We start from the raw sequence: 23,511 nt of genomic DNA on the forward strand, positions 1-23,511 counted from the left end.
AGGTTTCTTCACCGATGCCCTAGATAAGGTGTGCCCGAGGCGCCCTTCTTGTTGCTCTCCGCGGTCGCAGGCGGGGCGAAACCTATGATCAAGACCGCGTTCACTGGCATTAGTCTCGACGCTCAGGCTGATAGACCGCCAATTAACAATAAGGGGGCTCGTCACTACTTTTGCCGAGCCCCCTGTGTGGAACTTCCACGTCTTCAGAATTCCGTTCACCTTCATGTTTGTATGGGGACAGGTCAGTGAACGTAGATCGCGTTGAAACATTCGTATTTCACTATGTGAGTCGTGTTGGTGCTTTGATCTATGTCAATAAACGCTTCACGTTGGGTTTGCGACGCTGAACACAAGTGAACTGTCGGTTGCAGTCGGACGAACGGACAAAGCCAACCTGTTCATCAGAGCGAGTTTTGGGATGGAAATCCGTTCACGGTGTTATCGGCCGGTTCACGTCGACCCTGTTTACTGGGGCGGTCACGGGTGCTGCGCTCCAGTCTTCCGGTGCATCCACCGACGCGACAGTCGGATTGGCGTGACCAACATGAGCGAGGTCAAAGAAGCTCCTCAACGGCACCAATAAAACTAGTCCTTAACTGAGACAGCGCGATGGAGGAGAAAATGCAGGGTTTTTACACGGTTTTGTTGGCGTTTTTCGTCACCGGATCTGCTTTGGCGCAGGATATCAGCATTCAGGACGGCAATAATCTGTACCGGACATATTGCTGGCAATGCCACGGTTTCGAAGCGACCGGGGACGGGCCAATGGCCGACATGCTGGCTATTCGAACACCCGACCTGACTAAATTGGCGGCTGAAAACGACGGCGTGTTTCCGATAGCTCGCATAGCTGAACAGATTGATGGCCGTTCACAACTGCTCGCCCACGGGGGCGAAATGCCCATCTTTGGTGCAGTGTTCGAGACAGACCAGCAAATCGCGATGCCTTTGTCCAACGGGCAACGAATGATGGTCGGCCTACCGCTTGCGAATTTGCTCGCCTTTCTTGAAACGATCCAGACTGATTAGGCGCTGACCGCGGCGACAACCATGCCCGCCACGAGGAACGAAACCTCCAGCCGCAGCGCGAGGCCTGCTGTAACAAAGGCGATGCCCACCGCCGTGAGCGCGTCTCTAACTGACATGCTGGGGATTTTGGTAGCGGAGGAGGGACTTGAACCCCCGACACGCGGATTATGATTCCGCTGCTCTAACCAACTGAGCTACTCCGCCACGAGTGAGAGGCGATTTAAGGGAGGGGCCCGAGAGGGTCAAGAGGGAAATGACCCCCAAACCGGGATTCTTTTTGGCGCTGCTTCAGCCCGTCTTATCTGTGGTGCCTGCGGCCTCTGCGACGCGGCGGATAAAAGCGACGCAGGTGTCGGGGGCCGTGATCGGTATCATATGTCCCAGCCCCTCAAGCCGTTCATCGGTCAGGCCGAACTGCGTCATGGGCGCGGCATGTGCTTCGGGGGACAAGATGGCGTCTTCTTGGCCGTACAGGATGCCGCCGGGGACTTTCAGGTCTGCGTAACGCGCGGCCTGCGCGTCCATGCTGTCTTCAATGCCCGCAACATCCTGTGACGCGGTGACAAAAGCCGTCGGGCGCAGACCCAAGGCCCCCCCTGCACGATCGAGAAAATCTTCGGGCGCTGGTTCGGGGCCGAACACGATGCCCAGAGTATGAGGGGCAGTCTTGGCGGCCATCGGCACTGCAATCGTGTTTCCGATAAAACTGCGCAGCCATTCTGTTCGGATCGCCAGTGGTTTGAAAACGTCCGGCGGACCCTGCATGACCTGAGTCAACGGGGCCAGTAACGCCAGTGCCTTTATCTTGTCCGGATTGTCCAGCGCCATCGCCAGTGAGACGGCTCCGCCCAGCGAATGCCCCACCAAGACGGCATTATCCACGCCCTTGGCATCCAGCACCTCTTGTATCATCCGGCCCTGTTCGTGCAGTTGACCCAGATCGCTTGTATCGCGCGTCGAATACCCACAGCCGGGGCGGTCGACTGCGATGACGTGGTAATCATCCGCCATCATATCGACCATGGCATAGGTGAAATGCTGCAACTGCCCGGCCAGGCCGTGGATCATCACGATGGTCTGTTTCGCTGGGTCGCCTGCTTCGACATAGTGAATACTGCCGCCGCGTACCGGGGTGATCTGACCCAGTTGCGGAACCTGCTTCAAGCCGTCCTGAGTCAGCTTTCGGGTCCAGAGGTTCATGGCTCCGAAAAATACGGCGATCAAAAGAACGATAATCAATAAGGTGGTCATCTCAACGCTCTCCACTTTGGGTCAGGACGACCGAGTATTGCTCGAGCCCGGACTGCGCCATGCGCTTTTCATATTCTGAAACGGTGCCGGGCCAAAGGGTGGTGTTGCGGCCATCGGCATCCTGATACCACGAGGTACACCCTCCGGCCTGCCAGACACTGTCCACGTGCCGGTCCTGCATTTCCTGCAAGAAGGCCGCCTGTTTTTCAGCAACCGGGGTGATGGTCCGGGTGCCCTTGCTGTTCATTTCATCCAATACGCGCCCGATATGACGCACCTGCGCCTCGATCATCAGAACGACCGAGTTATGACCCAGCCCGGTGTGGGGGCCCAACAGAATGAAGAAGTTCGGAAATCCGGCGATTGCGGTGCCCAGATTGGCCTTCATCCCATCAGACCACGCCTTCCGCAAACTCAGGCCGTTTGTTCCGGTGATATCCAGAAATTCGACCGTTTCCGTGACATTGAACCCGGTGCCCCAGATCAGGATATCGGCCTGAGTTCGCATGCCGTCAGCGGCGATGATCTGATCGCCCTCGATTGCGGCCACGCCTTGTGGCACGACCGTTACGTTGTCGCGCGCAAGGGCAGGGTACCAGTCGTTGGAGCTTAGGATACGTTTGCAGCCGATCTGATAGTCGGGCGTCAGCATGTCGCGTTGGGTCGGGTCCGAGATCGCTTTTTCCAGCGAATTACGCCACATCTTCATGGCAAAGTTAACGGCCCCCTTGTCGCCGCGAAAGACCCGGTGGCGGTATTCGAAAACCAGGTAGATCAGTTTGCGGCGAAGCCGGGGCAATATGGGCAGAAGTTGATATAGCCGACGCACCCAAGGCGCGATGGGTCCATCGGGGCGGGGCAGCACATAGGGCGCGCTGCGCTGAAAGATCGTGACTTGGCCCGCCATTTTCGCGATTTCAGGGACGAACTGAACGGACGAAGCGCCAGTTCCCACGACCGCGATACGTTTGCCTGCAAGAGGAACATCGTGATTCCACGTGGCAGAGTGAAAGCTGAGGCCGGGAAAACTGTCTGCGCCGGGAATGTCTGGAATGCTGGGGATATGCAGGGCGCCTATTGCGGACACAAGAAACCGAGCCGACCAGCGCTGTCCCTCGTGGGTTTCGACCTGCCAACGCGCCCCGTCCCACCGCGCCGCTTTCAGGCGCTGGTGGAAATGGCACAGGTCGTAAAGCCCTTCGTCCTGTGCGACCTTTTGCAGATACGCCTGTATCTCGGCCCCGCCCGCATAGGCGCGGCTCCAGTCGGGGTTCAGATGCGTGGCCATGGAATAAAGGTGCGAAGGCACGTCACAGGCCACGCCGGGATAGGTGTTTTCGCGCCATGTCCCGCCGATATCGCTGGCCTTTTCAAGGATCGCGATATCGGTGATCCCGCGTTTTCGCGCCTCGATCGCCATGATCAGCCCCGAGAACCCGGCGCCGACGATCAGCATGTCCGTTTCATGTTCCATGCGTTCGCCCCTCCCAAAGCGACCGTGGTGGTGCGTTCAGGATATAAACTGAGCAGGCGCGTGGATAGGGTCCCGTTAGGTCAGGTGCTGATCACGGTTTGATCAGGCGCGCAGTTTCTTACCTTTCGGGTCAAAGGGCGGCTCATGCAGGATGGTGGCCTTGTGCGGGCGGCCCAGCACCATCACCTCGACCTCATCGCCGGGCTGGGCGTTTTTGACATACCCAAGCGCCAGCGACATGTCGACCGTGTAGCCATAGCTGCCCGACGTTACACGACCGATGCCTTCGCCGTCTTTGAAGATTGGCTCACCACCGGTTGCGTCAGCGTTGGACGCCGTCACATCGGATTCGTCCAGATGCAGCAAGACCAGCTGTTCGCGAGCAGGGTTTTCCAGAACCTTCTGCGCGGCTTCCTTGTTCAGGAAATCCTTGTCGAATTTGCACAAGCGATCCAACCCAACCTCCTGCGGCCAGTATTCGGGGCTGTATTCCCGGCTCCACGAGCCGTAGCATTTTTCAACCCTCAGTGACATCAGCGCCCGGCTGCCCACTGGACCTGCGCCAAACTCCTTGCCAGCCTCAAGCAAAGCGTCATAGAGCCGTGCCTGATCCTCGGTCGCGCAGTGGAGCTCCCACCCCAGATCACCGGTGAAGGACACGCGGAGGGCCAATACGTCGATCCCGGCCAGCTCGAGTCTGGCCGATCGCATGAAGGGGAAATTATCGGTTGTCAGAGAGGTGTTGGTCAGCTGTTGCAGAATCTCGCGCGATTTTGGGCCTGCGACGTTAAAGCCGCACATCGTTTCGGTCTTGCTTTCGAATACCGTACCGTCCGGCAGAGGGACCTGTTTGAAAAACCTCTTGTGATACCGCTCGGCCATACCGGATCCGATGATCCAGAACTCATCTTCGGCCACACGAGTCACGGTGAAGTCCCCCGCAATCCCGCCGCGTTTCGAGATCAGAGGCGTCAGGCAGGACCGGCCAACCGCCTTTGGCATTTTGTTGGCGAAAACGGCATTCAGCCACGCCTCGGCCCCCGGTCCACGGCAGACGTATTTGGCAAAGTTCGAGATGTCGATGATCCCGGCCCAGTCACGCAGCATCCGGCATTCTTCACCCACGGACCCCCACCAGTTCTGCCGGGTAAAGCCGTTGGTGTCGGTGGCCCCCGGCGTTGCGGCGAACCACAGCGGGTGCTCCCATCCGGCGTTCAGGCCGAATACGGCCCCCATCTGCGCCTGCCGGTCATAGATGGGTCGCGTGCGGGCCGGACGTCCGGCGCTGCGTTCCTCGTTCGGAAAGTGGATTGCAAAGCGGTGTGCATATTGGTCCTGCACGCGGGCCTTGGTGAAGTCCTTCGTGGCCCATGTATCGAAGCGGGCCATGTCCCAGGCGAACATGTCGTATTGGGTTTCACCTTCGATGATCCATTGTGCCGCCATCAGACCCATGCCGCCCGATTGCGAGAATCCGGGGATGATGCCGTTGCAGCAGAAATAGCCATCTACCTCGGGCACCGGACCCATCAGCACGTTGCTGTCCGGCGACCAGATCATCGGGCCGTTGATGACGCGCTTGATCCCGGCCTCGCCCACGGCGGGCAGGCGCTCGATGGCGTTCATCATGTTTTCTTCGATCCGCTCCAGATCGTCGGGGAACAGGTCATGGGCGAAATCCAGCGGCGTGCCGTCTTCGGCCCAGAACTTCATGTCTTTCTCATAGGCGCCGACCAGCAGGCCGTTTCCTTCCTGACGCAGATAATACTCTCCATCGCGGTCACTGACCGAGGGCAGGCGGGTGCCATGCGCCTGAACATCCGGCATCGCTTCGGTCACGAAATACTGGTGCTCGGTCGGTTGCAGGGGCAGCTCAATCCCCGCGAGCTTGGCCACTTCGCGGCCCCACAGACCGGCTGCATTCACCACCCACGGCGTGCGAATGTCACCCTTTGGTGTGCGCACGATCCACGTGCCGTCCTCTTGCTGATCCGTTGCCGTGACGGGGGTAAAGCGGTGAATTTCGGCCCCGCGCTGGCGTGCACCCACCGCATAGGCGTTGGTCACGCCCGAGGGGTCCACATTACCGCCATCGGGTTCAAACATGACGCAGCGGATGCCGTCATAATTGACCAGCGGGTTCAGGCGCTGTGCCTCTTCTATGCTGATCTCATAGAAATTCATGCCATAGAGCTTGGCCTTGGCTGCCTGCAGACGCAGTTGATGCTCGCGTTCCTCGGTCTGCGCCAGATAAAGCGAGCCGGGCTGGAACACGCCACAGCTTTGGCCGGTCTCGGCCTCAAGCTCTTTATACAAGGTCATCGTATAGTGTTGAATGCGGCTGATATTAGTGCTGTCATGCAGCCCGTGGATGTTTGCCGCCGCATGCCAGGTCGAGCCCGAGGTCAGCTCATCCCGTTCCAGCAGCACAACGTCCGACCATCCCAGTTTGGTCAGATGATAGAGGATCGAGCACCCGATCACCCCGCCGCCAATCACCACCGCCTGTGCATTCGTTTTCATGAGCCTGCCGTATCAAAGTTGGGTTCCTCGCGCTTTCTGTCACCATCGGCGCAGACCGGGCAACGGACATAATTCTCATGCTGGGTTGAGCAGGTTTAACGCGAAGCTAATCTCAGAATTCCAACCGATGCGCGCGCCCATAAGTGGCCAATCGCGCATTCAGAGGTTCCGCTTCGGGTGCGCCGGATTCCAGAGCAAAAACAAAAGCATGGGTCAGATAGAAGCAAGCCGCGTCGACATCCTGCGCAGCCTCACGCTCGTCAGCGGCCATAGTATAATAGCGGATCAAGGCGTCATGATCGTTGCGATCATGCGCCTCAAGCAACAGACGATCCAAATCTGTCTTGTCCATTGGGCCTCCGCCGGGAACGGTCGGCGCAGGCCGACCGGTTCGTGGTTCTATTCCTCGCGACCGTTTTCGATCTGCGTCGCCACCCAGTGATGGAAGTTATGCGTCGGCCCGTCCATCGCAGGCGAGAAACGTCCGCCATCGAACAGGACACCGTGGCGGCCTTTCTGCATGCCTTCGACAACAAAGACGTCTTCTTCAAACACTGTCTTCCAGAGTTGCGCGTTTGAGGCGCGCAACCCGTCATGCTGGGGCGTGTCCTCGACACTTTTCGCATAATACAGTTCGATATGCTCAACCGTGTTTTCCTGATCGACCGGTTCCAGCACGATTGCGAAGGCGTGGTCGCGCTGAACGCCCAGCAGGACATTCGGATAGAGCGCCACATATTCCGCGCCTTCGTTCCACTTGTCGCTGAGGCCGTCAAAATCTTCAAAGGTCGCGCCGTCCTGATCGGTCAACTGACGATAGACCAGCGTGCCCTGACCGGAATAATGCCCGCGTTCTTCGATGTTGTAGTGATCTTCTAGCCGGGAATAGCTGTTCAGGCCGGGATGGACCCAGGGCAGGTGATAGCTTTCGCAATAATTCTCGACCGCCAGTTTCCAGTTGGTCTTGACCTCCAGTTTGAACGAAGACGTCTCGCCGCCGTGAAACACAGGCTGGTCAAATTCCTTCCAACGCTCCAGCAGGGCGGCATGGGCATCTTCGAACGCTGGGGCGTTGCCATCCACGTTCACAAAGATCACGTCGCGCCAGACATAGGATCGGACCCGGACCAGACCCAGATCCTTGCGGTCAACGTCTTCGTGGGTGTTGTGGCCGGGGCCGCCCACATGCGGGGTTGCGCGCAGCTCTCCTTTCAGGCTGTAGCACCAGCTATGGTAGGGGCAGCGGATCGCGCCGCCGATCTTGCGCGGCGTATCTACAAGGATCATACCGCGGTGGCGGCAGGTGTTCTGGAAAACGCCGACCTCTCCGTCGCGGTCACGCACGATCAGCAGGGGCATTCCCAGAAAGTCGACCGGCTTGGCGTCGCCTTCTTCGGGCACATCCTTGCCGAACCCGATCCCGGACCAGTTTGCATAAAGGACCGACTTCCGCTCCTCGGCAAAGACAGTCGGGTCGACATAATGTTCGTTGGGCAGACCGTTGGCGACGTTCACATCGGCCAGAACGGAGGACAGCGGGCTATGCTTGTTCATCGGGCTCTCCTGAAGGTGGTGCTGGATGCGTTTGATCTGTATTGGCGGAAGGGCAGGGCCCCTCTCAATATCAGAAAACCTCATCAGAGAGTGACTTCACCTAAACCGAGCCGTCTTGAACCTCTTGAATGATCCAGTTTTTCAGGGCGCGTGCGCTGTCGGACAGGTCTTCGTCGGGGCGGCCGACGAGGTAGAACTGGTTCGGCGCGGTCAGTTGATGAGGGCCGATGGCGACCAGCTTGCCCGATTGCAGCATCGGCTGGATAAGGCGCTGCCATCCCAGCGCCAACCCAGCCCCCTTGCGGGCAAGCTGCAGGGCGACCGAATAGCTGTTCACGCGGGATTCAATCGGAATTGTGCCGTTATACCCCAATTGCTGAAACCATTCGGGCCAGGTCGTCCAGCTACGGTCTTCCGACTCAAGGTGAATCAATCGCTGGGATGCGAGTTCCTCCAAGCTGGCTCCGGTCAGCCTTTCAGCGACGTCGGGGCTGGCCACCGGCACCAGATGATCGCGGAACAATGGCGTGTTCGAAAGGCCGGGGTCGCTGTCACGGCCATAGCGGATGAAGAAGTCTACATCCGGCCGATCGCGAAATGCGCGGTCCTGAGACAACTGATCAACATTGACCTCGGGCATGTCGCGCCAGAACCGGATGACAGCGGGGGACAACCAAAGGGCGGCAACGGCCGTCGTTGACCCCACCGTGACCTTCCCGACCGAGGCGCGATCCCGGATGGTGCCCAGTGTTTTCGAGATACGGGCGAAAGAGGACGACAGCGCCTCGTACAAGGCTTTGCCATCTTCGGTCAGATCAACGCCCCGGTGCTTTCGCTGAAACAGGGCCGTGTCCAGGTCGCCCTCAAGCGCCTTGATCTGGTGGCTGACGGCGCCGGGGGTGACGGAAAGTTCCTCGGCCGCGTTCTTGAAGCTGAGGTGCCGCGCCGCGGCTTCGAACGCGGATAAGGTGGTCAGGGGCGGAAGGTTATAGTGGCGTCTGGACATGATGGTTGGGAATCGTCGTCAGTTTTGGGATTAATTTCATTCACTCTAGTATTAGTTTTGTTGCAGGTGAAAGCCAGTAAGCATTTAAGATTTGGTGTTTTCTGAGTTCACGTTTACGGTCAATGTCGCCAAATTTGACCAATGTGTCGGTTCTGACCGAATTCCAGCGGTGACGACACTATAGTCAGCCTCACCAATAATTGTCGTGTCCAGTAGGCCATTTGGGGCTTCTGTCCTAAAGATGCAAGACGGTGCTGCCGCAGATCGACGACCCAAGCTGACGTAAGTAACAAGCAAAGAGGGACATTGATGGACACGCGGAACACAACCTCAAGGGACAGGATTGCAGACGGTCCAAGGGTGGGCTGTGTTGAGTTTTTTGCAACCCAACCTCGGTCACCTCGAAACGGAACCGCAAAATGACAGGACATCCGGATCTGACATTGTCTGGATAGACAAGACCAGATCCGTCGATATCGCACACAGATGCAAAGATTGATTATCCGAAACAAGCCAAGACCAATCTTAGCCATCGCTACCAAATTCGAACGACAACACGGAGGAAAGCATGTCGATACCCGAACCCTTTACGGACGTTGAGATAGAAACGGCAGATGCCGGTTTCTATGAAAACTACAGCGTCCCTATTGCGCTTATCAGTAAGGCCATCATGGTCGGTCTGGTTCTGTGGGCGCTTGTATTCCCCGCCAACGCCAACAGCACTCTGGGCAGCTTGAACGGTAAGTTGCTTGAAGTTTTCAACAGCTTCTACATCGTTATTGTCGGCTTCTTCTTCTTCTTCCTCGCAGCTGTCGCGTTCATTCCCTCAACGGGTCGCCGCGTAATGGGTCAGCCAGGCGAAAAGCCTGAATTCTCGAATTTCTCGTGGTTCTCGATGATGTTCGGTGCTGGTCTGGGCGTGGGCCTGATGGTTTTCGCAACGGCTGAACCGCTGGGTCTGTGGGGATCGAACCCCGTTGTCGTGTCCGGCGCCGTCGAGGGGAACTCGCCCGATGCGCTGCAGTCGGCCTATCGCTTTACGTATCTGCACTATGGCTTCCATGCCTGGGCGATCTACGTGGTGACCGGTCTGTCGCTGGCCTATTACGCCTATACGCGCGGTATGCCTCTGACCATTCGTTCGGCGCTGACTCCGCTGTTCGGTCGTTTCGTCAACGGCTTCTTCGGCCACGTGGTCGATGTTCTGGGCGTTGTTGCAACGATCCTCGGCGTGTCCGTGACCATCGGTTATGGTGTTAGCCAGTTCATTGACGGTCTCTATGCCATCACCGGCATGGGGTGGATCATGGATCTGGGCGGCGAGGTTCCGACCCCCAGCAAAGTGGGCCTGATCTCGGGTCTGGTGGTCATCATGGGCCTGTCGATCATCTCGGCGGTTTCGGGTGTTGGCCGTGGTGTTAAGTACCTGTCGAACCTGAACCTGGTTCTGTCGATCATCCTGCTGGGCACCTTCGTTGTGTTCGGATCCTTCGTCTTTGCCATGACCACCTATGGCTCGGCGATGATTGACTACATCCTGCACTTCATCTCGCTGAGCTTTAACGCTTACGGTCCGCTGTCGGCCGAAGCATTCGCGGCGGCACTTCCTGCCGAGGCGCAGGCGCATGCGGCTGATCTGATGGGTGGCGCAACCAATGCTTGGGGCAGCTTTGATGGCTTCAAGAGCGGTCTGGAAGGCGCAGCGGCCGAGCTGGACGAGGCGACTTTGGCTGCAGCCTATGCTGCGGGTGAGCAAGGCCGTCAGTTCGGCTGGCAGGCAGGCTGGACCACCTTCTACTGGGCCTGGTGGATCGCGTTCTCGCCCTTCGTGGGTCTGTTCTTGGCGCGCATCTCCAAGGGTCGCTCGGTTCGTGAGTTCATCCTGGGCTGCGTGTTCGCACCGGCGCTGGTGTGCTTTGCCTGGATGACCGTTCTGGGTGGTACCGCGATTGATCTGGAACTGGCCGGTGCCGCAGAAGGCGCGATCATCGGAGCCTCGAACACAAGCAAGCTGTTCGTGACCCTGTCCTACATGATCGACGGTGGGCTGCTGTCCATGCTGAACGTCATGTGCGTGATCCTGATCATGACCTTCCTGGTGACCTCGGCGGACTCGGGCATTCTGGTGATGAACACCATCATGTCCGGCGGTAGCCAGGAAACCGGTATCAAGCACCGGATCATCTGGGGTGTTATCCTGACGGCTGTAATCGGTGCGCTGATCCTGGCCGCTGGTGAGAACAACCCGATGGATGCCTTGCGCAACGCGATGATCATCGGGGCGCTGCCGTTTACTGCAGTGATGGGCCTGATGTGTATCTCGCTTGCAAAGGCGCTGTTCCGTGACGGTCAGCGTGACAAGCACGGCGCGACTCAGGCCGCTGAATAAGCTGTCCTGAACGCTTTGAGATTGACGCCGCCCCCCATCGGGGCGGCGTTTTTCGTTTTAGCGCCGTGTCGCTTCCTGCAAACAGATATCGCAAACAGTGAGGTGCGCCGCACCCGAATCCCCCAATCTGACAGACAAGATCGGAGGATTGCCCAATGAACATTCGCACCAACACCCGTGCCGGAGGCCGTTCTGCCCGCCGCGCCCTGCGCACTGCGCCCAACTTCGACATGCTGCCCGGCCTGACCCGTGGTATCCCCTTGTGTGAGGTGATGGACGGTGCACAGGTCGAACGTATCGACAACGCCTCGATGGATATTCTCGAAAATGTCGGCGTTCAGTTCCGTGACCCCATCGCGCTGGAGGACTGGAAGAAAGTCGGGGCCAAGGTCGAGGGCGAGCTTGTCTATCTGGATCGTGGTCTTGTACGCGAGTTGATCGCGACCATTCCCAGCGATTTTACCTATCACGCGCGCGATCCGAAAAAGAACGTGCGACTGGGCGGGCCGCATTCGATTTTTGTGCCCATGACCGGCGCGCCCTTTCTGCGCGATCTGGACGATGTGCGCCGCAACCCGACGCTGGACGATCTGGCCATGTTTCACAAGCTGTCGCACATGCTGCCCGCGCTGCATTCCAGCGCGCATCACATCGTCGAACCCTATGATCACCCGATCAGCCAGCGCCATTTGCGGATTACCTATTCGTCGATGAAACACTCGGACAAGACCTTCATGGGCATGACCACCAGTCCCAAGAACGCCGAGGATGTGTTGGAGATGTGCGCCATCCTGTTCAGCGAGGATTTTCTTGAGGAACACCCCGTCACGACCGGCAATTGCAACGGCAACTCGCCGCTGGTCTGGGATGAGACGATGCTGGGCGCGATGCGGGCCTTCTGTCGCCGCAATCAGCCGGTGCTGTGTTCGCCCTTCGTGCTGGGCGGGGCAAACACGCCTGCATCCGTGCCCGCCACGGTCGCGCAGTTGAACGCCGAGGCGCTGAGTGCGCTGGCCTATACGCAGGTCATCCGCAAGGGCGCACCCGCAATCTATGGGCATTACCTGTCGACCGTCTCGATGAAATCCGGCGCGCCGATGGCCGGGACGCCAGAGATCAGCCTGATGAACTTCATGATCGGCCAGATGGCGCGGCATTACGGCGTGCCATGGCGCACCTCGAACACGCTGGGCGGTGCCAAGACCTTTGATGCGCAGGCCGGGTACGAATCTGCCACCACCTTGCAGGCGGTGATGCATGCGGGTGCCAACTATATCTGGCATAGCGCGGGGTGGAATGAAGCCGGGATGCACTGTTCCGTCGCCAAGTTCATCGTTGACGCCGAACAATGCGCTATGGCGTACCGCATGGCCGAGGGGCCGAAATGGGGTGATTTCGATCAGGCGCTTGCCGCCGTGCCTGATGTCGGCCCCGGCGGGCACTATCTGGGCCACCCACACACGCAGGACAATTTCCAAAGCGCCTTTTTCATGCCGGAACTGTTCGACAACAACTCGATCGAGCAGTGGCAGGCCGAAGGTAGTGTCGAGATCACCGAACGCGCCCTGACCCGCGCCAAAACCCTGCTGGCCGAGTACCAGGAACCCAAGCTGGACGAGGCCAAGAATGAGGCTTTGCTGGACTATATCGCCCGCCGCGAGCGGGAAATCCCTGCCGCCGACGAATTGAACCAAAGCTACTAAGGTCATTTCCCCCGAAACTCACCCGCCCGTCCTCTCGGGCGGGCTTTTTCAAATCAGAGGTACTATGGATCTGACAGGAAAAACCGCCCTTGTGACCGGGGCCGCAGGCGGGATCGGAGCCGCCATCGTTAGGCGCCTGCGCACTGCTGGGGCGCGGGTCGCCGTGGCTGACCGTGACCTAGCCGAAATCACAGCCGAGGCCCATTTGCCCGGCGACCTGCTGGACGCAGCCTATACCGACGCTCTGCCGCAAAGCGCCTTTGAATTGTTGGGCGGTCTGGACATCGTGATCAACAATGCAGGTGTCATCACCCGCGGCTCGGTTGCCGAGACCTCGGATCAGGATTGGTCCCTGTCACTGGGCGTGAATGTCGAGGCCCCGTTCCGCATCTGCCGCGCCGCGATTCCGATCATGGCCGCCGCAGGGGGTGGGGCCATCGTCAACACCGCATCCTGCTGGGGCCTGCGCCCCGGTCCCAACCATGCAGTCTATTGCATGACCAAAGCGGCCATTGCCTCATTGACCCAATGTATGGGGATGGACCACGCGCATCAGGGTATCCGCATCAATGCCGTCTGCCCGAATGAGGTAAACACGCCAATGTTGCGGTCCGGGTTTGAAAAGCGTGGCTTCGACCCGGACAGTGCGGTGGCCGAACTGGGCCAGTCTGTCCCGTTGGGCCGAATTGCCGAACCCGAGGATATCGCGGATGTGGTGATGTTTCTGGTCTCGGACGCGGCGCGGTATATGTGCGGGGCGTTGGTAGAAGTGAACGGAGGTAAACCCGTCGCATGACCCGTTTTGAAGGACAAACCGCCTTGGTGACAGGCGGGCGCAGCGGGATCGGCCGTGCCATTGCCGAACGCCTGCGGGATGAGGGCGCGCAGGTGTTTTCTGCGCAGCGCGGAGAGGATGAAAACGGGATTGAGGCCGATTTCAGCGATCCCAACAGCCCGCAGTCGGTGGTCGATCAGGTTATCGACCGGGCAGGGCGGCTGGATATCCTGGTCAACAATGCCGGGATGATGCAGGAAGCCTCGGTCGAAGACATGAGCCTGGGCGATTGGCAGCGCACTCTGACGGTCAACCTGACCGCCCCGTTTCAGTTGATCAAAGCCGCGCTGCCGTATTTGCGCAGGGCAGGGGGTAATATCGTCAATATAGGGTCCATCGAAGGGTTGGGCAGCAATCCCGGCCATGCGGCCTATTGCGCATCCAAGGCAGGGCTGCACGCGCTGACCCGCGCGGTTGCCGTGGATCACGGGGCCGAAGGCATCCGCTGCAATGCCGTGGCTCCGGGCTGGATCGACACGGAGCTGAACGTGGATTTCATCGCCTCGATGCCTGATCCCGAAGGGTTTGCGGACGATATCAAGCGCATCCATCCTATCGACCGCACCGGCAAACCCGAGGAGGTCGCGGCGTTGGTGGCGTTCCTCGCTTCCAAAGATGCCAGTTTCATCACCGGTCAGGTCTATACGGTTGACGGGGGGCGTATGGCAAAGCTCAGCTTGCCCTGATCATTCATCCCGCGCACGCCATTCCTTCCACCGCAACACGGCATTCGCACCGAGTTCGCGGAAGGGCTGTGGCGGCAGGCGTTTCGGGGGCTGTTCGGCCTCGAAATGGCGGGTGATGTCGGATTTGTGCCCGCAGGCGCGTTCCGCTGCTGCGATACCTGTCAAAGTCCCTCGGGCGGTACCCAGCCCGTTTTGAACGCAGCCGGAAAAGACACCCGGTTCGATTTCACGCGCGACGGATACACCATTGAGGCTCAGGCAGAGATGACCGGCCCATTGGTATTGCATTTGCAGGCCCGCCAATTGTGGAAAGCGTTGATCGAACTTGCGCTGCATGACGCGCCCGGCCCGGTTCAGATCGCGCGCAGTGGCGGCCATTCCAGGGCGCAGCGCCGCGCAGGTGCGGGTGATGATCCGGTTGCCGCCCTGACCGGTATCAATGCGCCGCATCGTGGTGCCCATCGGGTCGGATGGTGTGACACCCCAGCGCGACTGGCCGCCGATGACAGCCATCTGATCCGCGTCCAGTTCGGGTGTCATGGCCGCGAACAGGAACAATTGCATCAGCCGGTCGGTTTCGATCCCGAAGCTTTCCAGATGTCCATTCACCGTCAGGATCACGGCACCTGTACTGACCGAGCCGCGCGTCGTTTGCACCAGCCACGCACTGCCCTGTTTTGCGAAGCCGGTTACGGCGGAATTCTCGAACAGCGCTACGCTGTCCTTAATCAATCCGGCAGCCAACCCGCGCACGTATCCCGCAGGCTGCAGCATCACCGTCCCCGGCGTGTAAAGGCCAGACCGATAGTGGCGCGAGCCCGTTAACTCATGCATCTGCTGGGGGTCCAGCACCTCGGCGGTCTCACCCAGACTGGCCAGGTGCTTTGCGTAGCTTTCATTATGGGCGTGACCCGCTGCACTGGCCGCGCCGTTCACCTTGCCCGCCGGGTCGAAATAGTTCGGGTTGATCTGGTACTGCTCGACCGCTTCGCGCGCAAAGGCTATGGCTTGCCGGTTAAGGGCGATCATCGCCCGGTCATCGCCCGCACCCGCATAATCATCTGAGGCCAGATCATGCGGCAGGTCGATCATGAAGCCCGAGTTCCGCCCCGCCGCGCCTTCGGCCACGCGCCCGGCTTCGAGCACTACGATCTTTGCATCTGGTTGTAGTTGGATCAAACGGCGGGCTGCCGACAGCCCGGCAAACCCCGCGCCGATAATGGTGAAATCAGCCGTGATATCGCCTTCCAACTCGCAGGCTGGGGGCTGTGCGCCAAGGATGGCGCTCCAGGCCGCTGGCCCGCGGTGGAGGGGCAGGGTTCGGGCGGTGTAGCTGCTCAATCCACCGCCTCATCCGCGTCATCGGCCAGATCAATCCAAATGGTTTTGAGCTGGGTATATTGATCATGCGCGTGGACCGAATTGTCCCGCCCGCCAAAGCCCGACTGTTTGTAGCCCCCGAAGGGCGTGGTGATGTCGCCTTCGCCAAAACTGTTCACCGTGACCGTTCCGGCCCGGATCGCCCGCGCCCCACGAATGGCGCGTTTGGCGTTGGCCGTGAAGATCGAGGCGCACAGGCCATAGTCGGTGTCATTGGCGATCTTGATGGCCTCATCGAAACCGGACACTTCGATCAGCGACAGCACGGGTCCAAAGATCTCTTCGCGTGCCAGCACCGCGTCGTTACCGGAGACCTCAACCACCGTGGCCTCGACAAACCCGTCCTTGGCGGTGCCGCCGATCACCACGTTTTCGGCTTGTTCCAGATAGCCGCTGACCTTGGTGAAATGCCCCTCGCTGACCAGTGCGCCCATGCGGGTCTCGGGGTTCAGCGGATCGCCAATGTTCCATTGCTTCGCGTGGTGGGCGATCCGCTCCAGCAGTTCGGCCTTCACATCCTTATGCACGATCAGGCGCGACGAGGCCGAGCAGTTCTCGCCCATGTTCCAGAATGCGCCGTTGACGATATGCGCGGCCACACGGTCCAGATTTTCGGCATCCTCCATCACAATGGCGGGGTTTTTCCCGCCCATCTCAAGTACCACTTCTTTGGCGTTGCTTTCCGCCGAATAGGTCAGGAACTTCTTGCCGGTGGTGGTGGAGCCGGTGAAGGACACCATGTCGATATCCATATGCCGCCCGATGGGTTCACCCACCTCGGCCCCGCCGCCGGGCACGATATTCAGCACGCCGCGTGGCAAACCGGCCTCCATCGCCAGTTCCGCCATCCGCAGGGCGGTCAGCGTCGTTTCAGCCGCTGGTTTCACCACCACGGAACAGCCCGCCGCCAGAGCAGGCCCGATCTTCCACGCCAGCATCAGCAGCGGGAAATTCCACGGCAGCACCAGCCCCACCACACCAATCGGCTCGCGCACCACCATGGCGATATGATCGTCGCTGGCAGGCGAGACCTGATCATAGATTTTGTCGATCGCCTCGGCATGCCATTTCAGGCAATGGATCGTCTCGGGGACGTCCACGGTTTCGCAGTCATAGATGGTCTTGCCGCTGTCGATGCTCTCCATCACCGCCAACTCGCGGGCGTTGCGGGTCATCAGCTTGCATAGACGGATCAGAACGTCCTTGCGCTCGGATGGGTGGAGTTTCGACCAGCGCCCATCGTCAAACGCCTCGCGTGCCTTTTCAACGGCAAAGTCCACATCCGCCGCGCCACAGGCAGCGATATCGGTCAATTTCTCTCCGGTTGCGGGGTTTACCGTTGCGAACGTCTGACCCGAGATCGCGGGGCGGTAGCCACCGTCAATGAACGCCCCTGTGGGCAGGTCCAGACCAGCGGCGATGGATGTGTATTCGTCCTGTGTCAGCAGTTCCATGCTTTATCCCTCCGCCACGATGTCAGCGATTGTTTTCTTCAACACGCGCGTCACCTGTTCCAGCGCGCGCTTGTCATCCTTGTTCAGCCCCTTCAACGGAGGCCGCATCCCCCCCGCATCAATCCCGTTCATGGTCACGCCGTGCTTGATCGTCTGGATGAACTTGCCGCCCTGTTCCAGCACCCGCATCAAGGGCATCATCGCCGACATGATCCGGCGGCCCTTGGCAAAATCCCCTTCGACCACACAAGCCTGATAAAGCGCCACGTGTTCAGCAGGCAAAAAGTTCGACCCACCGCAGACCCAGAAGGGCGCACCCCAAGCAAAAAACTCCAGCGCCTGATCATCCATGCCGCAGCCCAGTTGGATATGCGGATAATCCCGCGCCAGCAGATGCACACGGTTGATATCGCCCGAGCTTTCCTTGATGCCGCAGAAGTTGCGGCTGCGCCCGATGCGGTCAAGGAACTCCTCTCCCATCATCGTACCTGTGCGGTGCGGATAGTTGTACAACATCACCGGCAGGTCGGCGGCCTTGTCGATGGCCAGAGCGTTCAGAGCGTTTTCGCGGTCGGTGGGCACCGCATAGGGCGGGCTGGCCAGCAAGATCGCATCCGCGCCGATTTCCCGCACGCCCGAGGCCAGAGCGATCGAATCCGCCGTCAGCATCGCGCCGGTGCCGACCACCAAGGGCAGGCGGCCCTTCAACTGCTGATGCGTAAAGCGGGCCAGCTCCAGCCGTTCATCGACCGTCTGTGCATAGTTCTCACCGGTGGACCCGCCCGAGATCAGCCCATGTACGCCATTCTCGATCAGGTAGTCGATCACCTGCGCCAGTGCGTCCCAATTCACGGACCCATCGTCGTGATGGGGCGTGACTACGGGGGTATAAATCCCCTCAAACTTGAAAATCGGGTTCATTGCATCCTCATGCAGGTTTTGAAAGCGGGGCACCCATCGGCACATCCAGCGCGTCAGGCATCACGAACAGTTCGATCTGATCGCGTGACAGGTTCCAGTGGTCCTCGGCCAACTGCGCAGCCGCGGCGTCATCGCCCGCTTCGATGGCGGCGATGATGGCGTCGTGCTGGCGACTGGCTTCGGACAGGTTTTCGGTCATCTTGGCCGTTTGAGGCCGATAGAAGGTCATCCCGATCCGGGCGTGGTCTATCAGCAGGCGGTTGAACGAGGGCAGAAGGTAGACATTGTCCGACATTTCTCCGGTCACGTCGTGGAAACGGTTGTTGGCCAATGCGCGATCCTCGGCCGACCCAGCGCGCAAGGCCGCTTTGAACGCTTGCTGCGCGTCTTTCAGTGCGTCGATCTGCGCTCGCGTTGCGTTCTGCGCAGCCAGCCGCAGAATGGCACCATAAACCATCGGCGCGGCCAGAAAGAAATCGCGCAGCGTGGTATATGACATCTCGGACACCCGCGCAGAGCGGTTGGTGCGCAGATCCAGATAGCCTTCGCCTGCCAGTTGCCGGAACACCTCGCGCAGAGGGGTGCGGGACAGGCCGAAGGCATCGGATAGATGCGCCTCGTCCAGATCGGTGCCGGGCTGCAAACGCAGGGTCAGGATGCCGACCTTCAGATGTTCGGTCAGCTCCGCTTTGCGGGATTTGGCGTCGTCTTTCATCCGGTTTCCCTTGGTCAAACACGATTCGTGTTGGGTCTTCCCTTCTGTATTCGAAAAAAATACAAGTTGTATACAGAAAAGAATCGTGCAGCATGAAACATGCTCAGCCAAACGGATCACCCCATGCGCCAAACCCGGCACATCACTTTCATCCTGATCGAGGAGTTCTCGCATCTTGCTTTCTCGTGCGCAGTCGAGCCGTTGCGGATCGCCAATCTGGTCAGCGAGGAACAACTTTACGACTGGACGCTGATCTCGGAAGACGGTGAACGGGCGGTCTGTTCCAATGAACTGGTGACATTGGTGCATGGCGGGCTGGATAGTCTTCCGAAAACGGATCAGCTTTTCGTCTTGTCGGGCATCCATATGCGCAACCACGTCACACGCCCTTTGCTGGCCACCTTGCGCCGCGAGCGGGCGCGGGGCACGCCGATCGGAGCCTTGTGCTCCGGCGCGTGGCTGCTGGCCGAGGCGGGGTTTCTTGACGGAATGCAGGCAGCAATTCACTGGGAATATCACGACGCCTTCATGGAGGCCTTTCCCGAAGTGAACCTTGTCCGCAGTGTTTTTGTGGCGGATGAAAAGCACATTACCGCGTCCGGCGGCACGGCCACCGCTGACCTTATGTTGCACCTGATTGAACGCGACCACGGTGAAGAGCTGGCCATCGCGGTTGCTGACCAAATGGTTTACAACGCCGTGCGCAATGCCACCGCGAAGCAGCGTGTGTCGCTGCAATCCAGAAACGGAATGCGTAACGCGCATTTGGCGAAGGCGATCCACATCATGCGAGACTGTATCGAAGCCCCCGTGTCGCCATCGCAGATCGCCGAAGACCTTGGCATTTCGACCCGGCAGCTTGAGCGACTGTTTGGCAAATACCTAAACACGTCACCCAAGAAGTATTTCATGGAGTTACGTCTGGAGCGGGCGCAGAAATTGCTGTTGCAGACCGAAGCGTCTGTCACTGAGGTCGCAATGGCCTGCGGGTTCGAGAATCCTGGCCATTTCTCAAGGGTTTACCGGTCAAGCTTTGGTGTCACGCCACACGCGCAAAAAAGCAAGATCGACTGAGGGCTGTGATGGGGGAGCTGCTCTGCCCTTGGGCGAGTCGGGCTGGGCAGGCGCTCACCCCCTTAGTCCCGCTCGTACCCCCTCGTTAAAGTCTTACTGGTAAACAAATCCGCGGGATTGAACCGTTTTAGGCTGAAAAATAGGCATAACTTGTACCAGATCATGTCCGTTTTGAGGGCATTTTGCGCAGGAAAGTCTGATTTTGTTGCACGGTTTGGCTCATGCTTGGGGCGGGCCGCATCAAGATAAATGCAACCCAGGAGCGGAGATGTTTGCGTTAAACGCCCAATTGTGTCATTTTTGTTATTGCCAGAATTCGAAGGATTACAGAGAAATAAGGCAGAAAAAAACATTAGAATGATCTTTGAATTTCCCATGTCCTCATCAAGGGTTAGTGCCGGAGGACAAAATGAATTTTGAAACACAAGACACCGCAGTTGGTTCGATTTCGTGCGGGGTTCCAATAAAAATGCGCGAACACCAAATCTGTCAGGCATCCTCAGCGGCAGAGGCGGCCTTTGAGCAGATCACGCGCGCTACCTCATTTGGTGCGGGTTTGACGGGTGAGTTTCAAAAACGCGTATTCTCTATATTTCGGTGGTATTTTCTCTCGGCTTTTTGCACGCGTATGCTTTCGGAATCCGTACATCGGCTGGAGCATCAGACGTTGCAGGTATCCATGGATATCTACAGCGCAGTCAGCATGGTCCTGACAGATAGCGAAATCGAGGAATCGATGGCGCTTGTTCGTACGGAGCGCACATCGCCGACATTGGTGCGGGCCAATGATATTGGTGCCAGAGGTCACACTGTTGGCTGGGTCGCGGCAGGTTTGCACGAAAATGGTCGCGATTTCCCGGGCGAGATCGAAAATGCCCTGGCGGGTGCATTGGCAGCGTCCGAGCGTTTGAACTGACGGTGTCTGCAGCCTTAGACACGGCTTACAGACGCCAATCCCCTCGCTGAAACTCGGGCATCTACCGCTGCAAATGCGCCGGGCAGGGGTGAGTAAACGGTAATTTACTCACGCGCTTCCAACAGCCCCCAGGTTTCGCCGCCAAACCCGCCATTGAACAAAAAGCGGAACCTGGCTGACAACATGTCGGTCTCGATCGCGGATGTCAGGCCGTCGCCTTTGAAGGCACCCAAGGAAAAGATGAAGTACAGCTCTCCGGTGTCGGTGACTTGGCCGACACCTTCGGCCCGTTGTTGGTTTTCATCGTCGGAAATGATCGTCCAGTGCAGGCGCACATAGTTTTTCAGGTCGTCCTCGGCCTGGATCGAAAGGACACCGTTGTAGCAGCATTGCTCTTCAATATATGTGTTCGTTGCGTTGTCGAAGTAGCCGTCGAAATATCCTTCTACAAAATACGTGCCGACGATCCGCTCAACGTCTTCGATTGGTTTCATTGTCTCCGGGGCCGCCAACTCTGCACCTGCCGCTGGATTGCAGTCACGGTTTTCAATTGAACCGTCAGGCATGATCGTGTCACACAGGATTGCGTTCCGCAGCATTTCCTGCGCGACCTCGAAGTTCTTTGCCAGGGTTTCGTCTTTTTGGCCCAGCTCCGGGTCGTGGGTTTCCTCGATGAAACTGGCATTGGTCAGATCCGCGCCACTGAGGTCGGTACCCAGAAACGAAGCCCCGATAAGGTAAGAATCGTCCAGCAATGCCCCTTGCAGGTCAGCCCAGTTGAAGTCGGCACCATCCAGAAATGCGTCCTTGAAGTCTGCGTTGCGCAAAAACGTTTCTGACAAGTCCGCATTTCGTATGTCTGCGGCCCAAAAGTTGGCGCCCTCCATGGTGGCGCCCCGGAAATTCGCCCGGCGCAAGTCTGCGGCTTCCAGATTTGCCCTCCTCAGAAACGCGCATCTCAGGATAGCGCCCGTCAGCCCTGCGCCGCGCAATTGAGTATTCACCAGATAGGTGCCCGTCATTTCTGCCCCGATCAGATTCGCAGAGCTGAGGTTGGCCCCTCGCAGATCCGAGTTGACCAAAATGGCCGAGGACAAGTTGGCATTGCGTAGGTCGGCTTCCCGCATGTCCACGTCGGCCAGTTCGACGGCTTGCAGGTCCGCGTTGGCAAGCGACACCCCGATCAGTTTGGTGTCTTCCAAGGAAAGAAACGCACGGCTGTCTGCCTTCGTAGACAGCTGCGGCGTACAGTCATTGCTTTGGTAAAACGGCGTTACAGTTGCCGGTTGCCGGTGAACAATGAGGTTGGCATCTTTTAGAAACTGAACAACCAGACCCTGCCGTTCGCGGTTGATTTCCCGCATGATAGTCTGCGTCTTGGTTCTTGCGATCGCCAATACTGCGGGTCTGACCCAGACCTTTCCCAAGGACTGTTCCAACTGAAGTTCGCCGATGGCGTCGAAATACGCCTGCACCGCGTTGGTCTGCAATCGGCTTTCGTCCCTTTCGCGCTGCCGGAGCGTTTCCTGCTGCTGAATTTCGTTCTGACGTTTGACCGAAAGATCGTTCAGCCAGAACCCACCCACCGCCAGAACAAAAGGCACGATCAAAAGGTTCAGGACATCCCACAACGTTCGGCCCTGAAACCCTGACCAATTCGCGCCTAGCGGAGCGCCGCAGGATGAGCAGGTGCTGGACGTAATATCCGTAAGCTCGCCGCAATTCGCGCATTTGGCCGAATTGGTTGCTTGGCGTTGCAGTTTAATACCCATCCGTCACTCTCGTCCTTCGGAAACAACAGTTTACTGAGACACGTGCTTGGGTGAGTTATGCCACATTTTCCGGAACTCCGAAAATTTCGCGGAAAACACGCTGGGACAAACTTCGGCCCGCGGTGGCAAACTTGGTGTATGCCGGTGCGCCGGTTCGGGCCGTTTTTGTTCCTTTTTATTCTGCTAAGTCGGTAGATATCTGTCCAGCAGGGCGTCGACCAACCCCTCTTGAAGCCGGGCACCCGTCGGCTGGTCCACGCGCAAAATGTCTTCGAGTATGATGAACTGCTCCATGCCGGTTGTCATGGAAAGTCGGTTTGCAAGATCTTCGAACTCTGCGGAACTGAAAGCAGACCGTACCGGGGCAAGAGCCTCTGCAAAAGCGGCAACGCGTCTGGCACCTCGCATCTTTACGTTTCCTTCCTGAAGCGATGCTTTGAAGGATTCTGACAAAAACTGACGAAAATACGCCTCATGTGTGCGCGAAAATTCAAGGTAATAGCGCGCCACCGCGTGAACACGCTGCCGCACGTCTGAAATCCCCTCAAGCAAGTGCGAGGTCGGCATAACCTCCATGTCCAGCGTGGCGTCCAGAGCCAGCACGCCGGGGTCCGAGAAATACCTGTATACCGTGGCGCGGCTGATCTGCGCGTGTTCGGCCACTTTCGCCAGGGTCACTTCGGTGCCTTCGGACATGAGCGCACGTGCGGATGATAAAAGTGCCTCGCGTGTTCGGTTTTTTTGATTTGTCCGCGTTGCCAAGTTCCGACCCTTTTATGATACACTTGTCTCATAAGTAGATATGTGTATCATAATGGTATGTAGATTA

General features: G+C 58.6%; 19 protein-coding genes and 1 tRNA gene. 7 read left to right on the forward strand and 13 right to left on the reverse strand.

What is annotated here, in order from left to right:
* Nucleotides 1-621 precede the first annotated feature (621 nt).
* On the forward strand, nt 622-1,029 hold the full coding sequence (locus ACR0MS_RS13520) for a c-type cytochrome (RefSeq protein ID WP_480573677.1): 408 nt from the start codon (nt 622-624) through the stop codon (nt 1,027-1,029).
* A gap of 127 nt (nt 1,030-1,156) precedes the next feature.
* On the opposite strand, the gene ACR0MS_RS13525 is transcribed toward ACR0MS_RS13520, so the two are convergent.
* From ACR0MS_RS13525 to ACR0MS_RS13555, 7 genes are all read right to left on the reverse strand, one after another.
* Nucleotides 1,157-1,233, reverse strand: a tRNA-Met gene (locus ACR0MS_RS13525).
* A gap of 84 nt (nt 1,234-1,317) precedes the next feature.
* Nucleotides 1,318-2,280 (reverse strand): alpha/beta fold hydrolase, encoded by a 963-nt coding sequence (locus ACR0MS_RS13530; protein WP_480573680.1) that lies wholly within the window; start codon nt 2,278-2,280, stop codon nt 1,318-1,320.
* A gap of 1 nt (nt 2,281) precedes the next feature.
* Nucleotides 2,282-3,754, reverse strand: coding sequence for a flavin-containing monooxygenase (locus ACR0MS_RS13535; RefSeq protein ID WP_480573683.1), 1,473 nt, complete (start codon nt 3,752-3,754; stop codon nt 2,282-2,284).
* 102 nt (nt 3,755-3,856) lie between these two features.
* Nucleotides 3,857-6,277, reverse strand: a complete 2,421-nt coding sequence (locus ACR0MS_RS13540; RefSeq protein ID WP_480573685.1) for a GcvT family protein — start codon at nt 6,275-6,277, stop codon at nt 3,857-3,859.
* A gap of 112 nt (nt 6,278-6,389) precedes the next feature.
* Nucleotides 6,390-6,629, reverse strand: coding sequence for a hypothetical protein (locus tag ACR0MS_RS13545; RefSeq protein WP_480573688.1), 240 nt, complete (start codon nt 6,627-6,629; stop codon nt 6,390-6,392).
* Nucleotides 6,630-6,676: 47 nt separating this feature from the next.
* Entirely contained in the window at nt 6,677-7,831 is a 1,155-nt protein-coding gene (locus tag ACR0MS_RS13550) for an aromatic ring-hydroxylating oxygenase subunit alpha (RefSeq protein ID WP_480573691.1), read from the reverse strand.
* Nucleotides 7,832-7,931: 100 nt separating this feature from the next.
* On the reverse strand, nt 7,932-8,837 hold the full coding sequence (locus ACR0MS_RS13555) for a LysR substrate-binding domain-containing protein (protein WP_480573694.1): 906 nt from the start codon (nt 8,835-8,837) through the stop codon (nt 7,932-7,934).
* A 568-nt stretch (nt 8,838-9,405) separates the two neighbouring features.
* On the opposite strand from ACR0MS_RS13555, the gene ACR0MS_RS13560 reads away from it, so the two are divergent.
* The 4 genes from ACR0MS_RS13560 (at nt 9,406) to ACR0MS_RS13575 (ending at nt 14,450) form a co-directional block, all read left to right on the forward strand.
* Nucleotides 9,406-11,226 (forward strand): BCCT family transporter, encoded by a 1,821-nt coding sequence (locus ACR0MS_RS13560; protein WP_480573697.1) that lies wholly within the window; start codon nt 9,406-9,408, stop codon nt 11,224-11,226.
* 155 nt (nt 11,227-11,381) lie between these two features.
* A complete protein-coding gene (locus ACR0MS_RS13565; RefSeq protein WP_480573700.1) occupies nt 11,382-12,929 on the forward strand; it encodes a trimethylamine methyltransferase family protein in 1,548 nt (515 codons plus the stop codon).
* A 64-nt stretch (nt 12,930-12,993) separates the two neighbouring features.
* A complete protein-coding gene (locus ACR0MS_RS13570) occupies nt 12,994-13,725 on the forward strand; it encodes an SDR family NAD(P)-dependent oxidoreductase (RefSeq protein ID WP_480573704.1) in 732 nt (243 codons plus the stop codon).
* Nucleotides 13,722-14,450: an SDR family NAD(P)-dependent oxidoreductase gene (locus tag ACR0MS_RS13575; protein ID WP_480573707.1), complete on the forward strand. Its 729-nt coding sequence runs from the start codon at nt 13,722-13,724 to the stop codon at nt 14,448-14,450. Before ACR0MS_RS13570 ends, ACR0MS_RS13575 begins: the two co-directional genes overlap by 4 nt.
* On the opposite strand, the gene ACR0MS_RS13580 is transcribed toward ACR0MS_RS13575, so the two are convergent.
* From ACR0MS_RS13580 to ACR0MS_RS13595, 4 genes are read right to left on the reverse strand one after another with little or no spacing between them, the layout of a single operon-like run.
* Complete coding sequence (locus ACR0MS_RS13580) at nt 14,451-15,791, reverse strand: NAD(P)/FAD-dependent oxidoreductase (protein ID WP_480573710.1); 1,341 nt, start codon at nt 15,789-15,791, stop codon at nt 14,451-14,453. It abuts the gene before it with no gap.
* A complete protein-coding gene (locus ACR0MS_RS13585) occupies nt 15,788-17,284 on the reverse strand; it encodes an aldehyde dehydrogenase (protein WP_480573713.1) in 1,497 nt (498 codons plus the stop codon). Before ACR0MS_RS13585 ends, ACR0MS_RS13580 begins: the two co-directional genes overlap by 4 nt.
* A 3-nt stretch (nt 17,285-17,287) precedes the next feature.
* Nucleotides 17,288-18,205 (reverse strand): dihydrodipicolinate synthase family protein, encoded by a 918-nt coding sequence (locus ACR0MS_RS13590; protein ID WP_480573716.1) that lies wholly within the window; start codon nt 18,203-18,205, stop codon nt 17,288-17,290.
* Nucleotides 18,206-18,212: 7 nt separating this feature from the next.
* A complete protein-coding gene (locus tag ACR0MS_RS13595) occupies nt 18,213-18,920 on the reverse strand; it encodes a GntR family transcriptional regulator (RefSeq protein WP_480573719.1) in 708 nt (235 codons plus the stop codon).
* A 123-nt stretch (nt 18,921-19,043) separates the two neighbouring features.
* Here ACR0MS_RS13595 and ACR0MS_RS13600 point away from each other — a divergent pair, with 123 nt between their 5' ends.
* Nucleotides 19,044-19,994 (forward strand): GlxA family transcriptional regulator, encoded by a 951-nt coding sequence (locus ACR0MS_RS13600; RefSeq protein WP_480573722.1) that lies wholly within the window; start codon nt 19,044-19,046, stop codon nt 19,992-19,994.
* A 394-nt stretch (nt 19,995-20,388) separates the two neighbouring features.
* Nucleotides 20,389-20,910, forward strand: coding sequence for a hypothetical protein (locus ACR0MS_RS13605; protein WP_480573725.1), 522 nt, complete (start codon nt 20,389-20,391; stop codon nt 20,908-20,910).
* Nucleotides 20,911-21,014: 104 nt separating this feature from the next.
* Here the strand turns inward: ACR0MS_RS13605 and ACR0MS_RS13610 are convergent, their stop codons facing one another.
* Together ACR0MS_RS13610 and ACR0MS_RS13615 are read right to left on the reverse strand one after the other, a co-directional pair.
* Nucleotides 21,015-22,682: a pentapeptide repeat-containing protein gene (locus ACR0MS_RS13610; protein ID WP_480573728.1), complete on the reverse strand. Its 1,668-nt coding sequence runs from the start codon at nt 22,680-22,682 to the stop codon at nt 21,015-21,017.
* A gap of 183 nt (nt 22,683-22,865) precedes the next feature.
* On the reverse strand, nt 22,866-23,444 hold the full coding sequence (locus ACR0MS_RS13615; RefSeq protein ID WP_480573731.1) for a TetR/AcrR family transcriptional regulator: 579 nt from the start codon (nt 23,442-23,444) through the stop codon (nt 22,866-22,868).
* Between the last annotated feature and the right edge of the window lie 67 nt (nt 23,445-23,511).

Source organism: Ruegeria sp. CJ2 (assembly GCF_056536745.1).

Bases quoted from the DNA above. Each gene is read 5' to 3' on its own strand.
- ACR0MS_RS13535 (WP_480573683.1), bottom strand. From the start codon at position 3,754: ATGGAACATGAAACGGACATGCTGATCGTCGGCGCCGGGTTCTCGGGG.
- ACR0MS_RS13610 (WP_480573728.1), bottom strand. From the start codon at position 22,682: ATGGGTATTAAACTGCAACGCCAAGCAACCAATTCGGCCAAATGCGCG.
- ACR0MS_RS13600 (WP_480573722.1), top strand. From the start codon at position 19,044: ATGCGCCAAACCCGGCACATCACTTTCATCCTGATCGAGGAGTTCTCG.
- ACR0MS_RS13575 (WP_480573707.1), top strand. From the start codon at position 13,722: ATGACCCGTTTTGAAGGACAAACCGCCTTGGTGACAGGCGGGCGCAGC.
- ACR0MS_RS13565 (WP_480573700.1), top strand. From the start codon at position 11,382: ATGAACATTCGCACCAACACCCGTGCCGGAGGCCGTTCTGCCCGCCGC.
- ACR0MS_RS13540 (WP_480573685.1), bottom strand. From the start codon at position 6,277: ATGAAAACGAATGCACAGGCGGTGGTGATTGGCGGCGGGGTGATCGGG.
- ACR0MS_RS13560 (WP_480573697.1), top strand. From the start codon at position 9,406: ATGTCGATACCCGAACCCTTTACGGACGTTGAGATAGAAACGGCAGAT.
- ACR0MS_RS13590 (WP_480573716.1), bottom strand. From the start codon at position 18,205: ATGAACCCGATTTTCAAGTTTGAGGGGATTTATACCCCCGTAGTCACG.
- ACR0MS_RS13530 (WP_480573680.1), bottom strand. From the start codon at position 2,280: ATGACCACCTTATTGATTATCGTTCTTTTGATCGCCGTATTTTTCGGA.
- ACR0MS_RS13520 (WP_480573677.1), top strand. From the start codon at position 622: ATGCAGGGTTTTTACACGGTTTTGTTGGCGTTTTTCGTCACCGGATCT.
- ACR0MS_RS13585 (WP_480573713.1), bottom strand. From the start codon at position 17,284: ATGGAACTGCTGACACAGGACGAATACACATCCATCGCCGCTGGTCTG.
- ACR0MS_RS13555 (WP_480573694.1), bottom strand. From the start codon at position 8,837: ATGTCCAGACGCCACTATAACCTTCCGCCCCTGACCACCTTATCCGCG.
- ACR0MS_RS13570 (WP_480573704.1), top strand. From the start codon at position 12,994: ATGGATCTGACAGGAAAAACCGCCCTTGTGACCGGGGCCGCAGGCGGG.
- ACR0MS_RS13545 (WP_480573688.1), bottom strand. From the start codon at position 6,629: ATGGACAAGACAGATTTGGATCGTCTGTTGCTTGAGGCGCATGATCGC.
- ACR0MS_RS13595 (WP_480573719.1), bottom strand. From the start codon at position 18,920: ATGAAAGACGACGCCAAATCCCGCAAAGCGGAGCTGACCGAACATCTG.
- ACR0MS_RS13550 (WP_480573691.1), bottom strand. From the start codon at position 7,831: ATGAACAAGCATAGCCCGCTGTCCTCCGTTCTGGCCGATGTGAACGTC.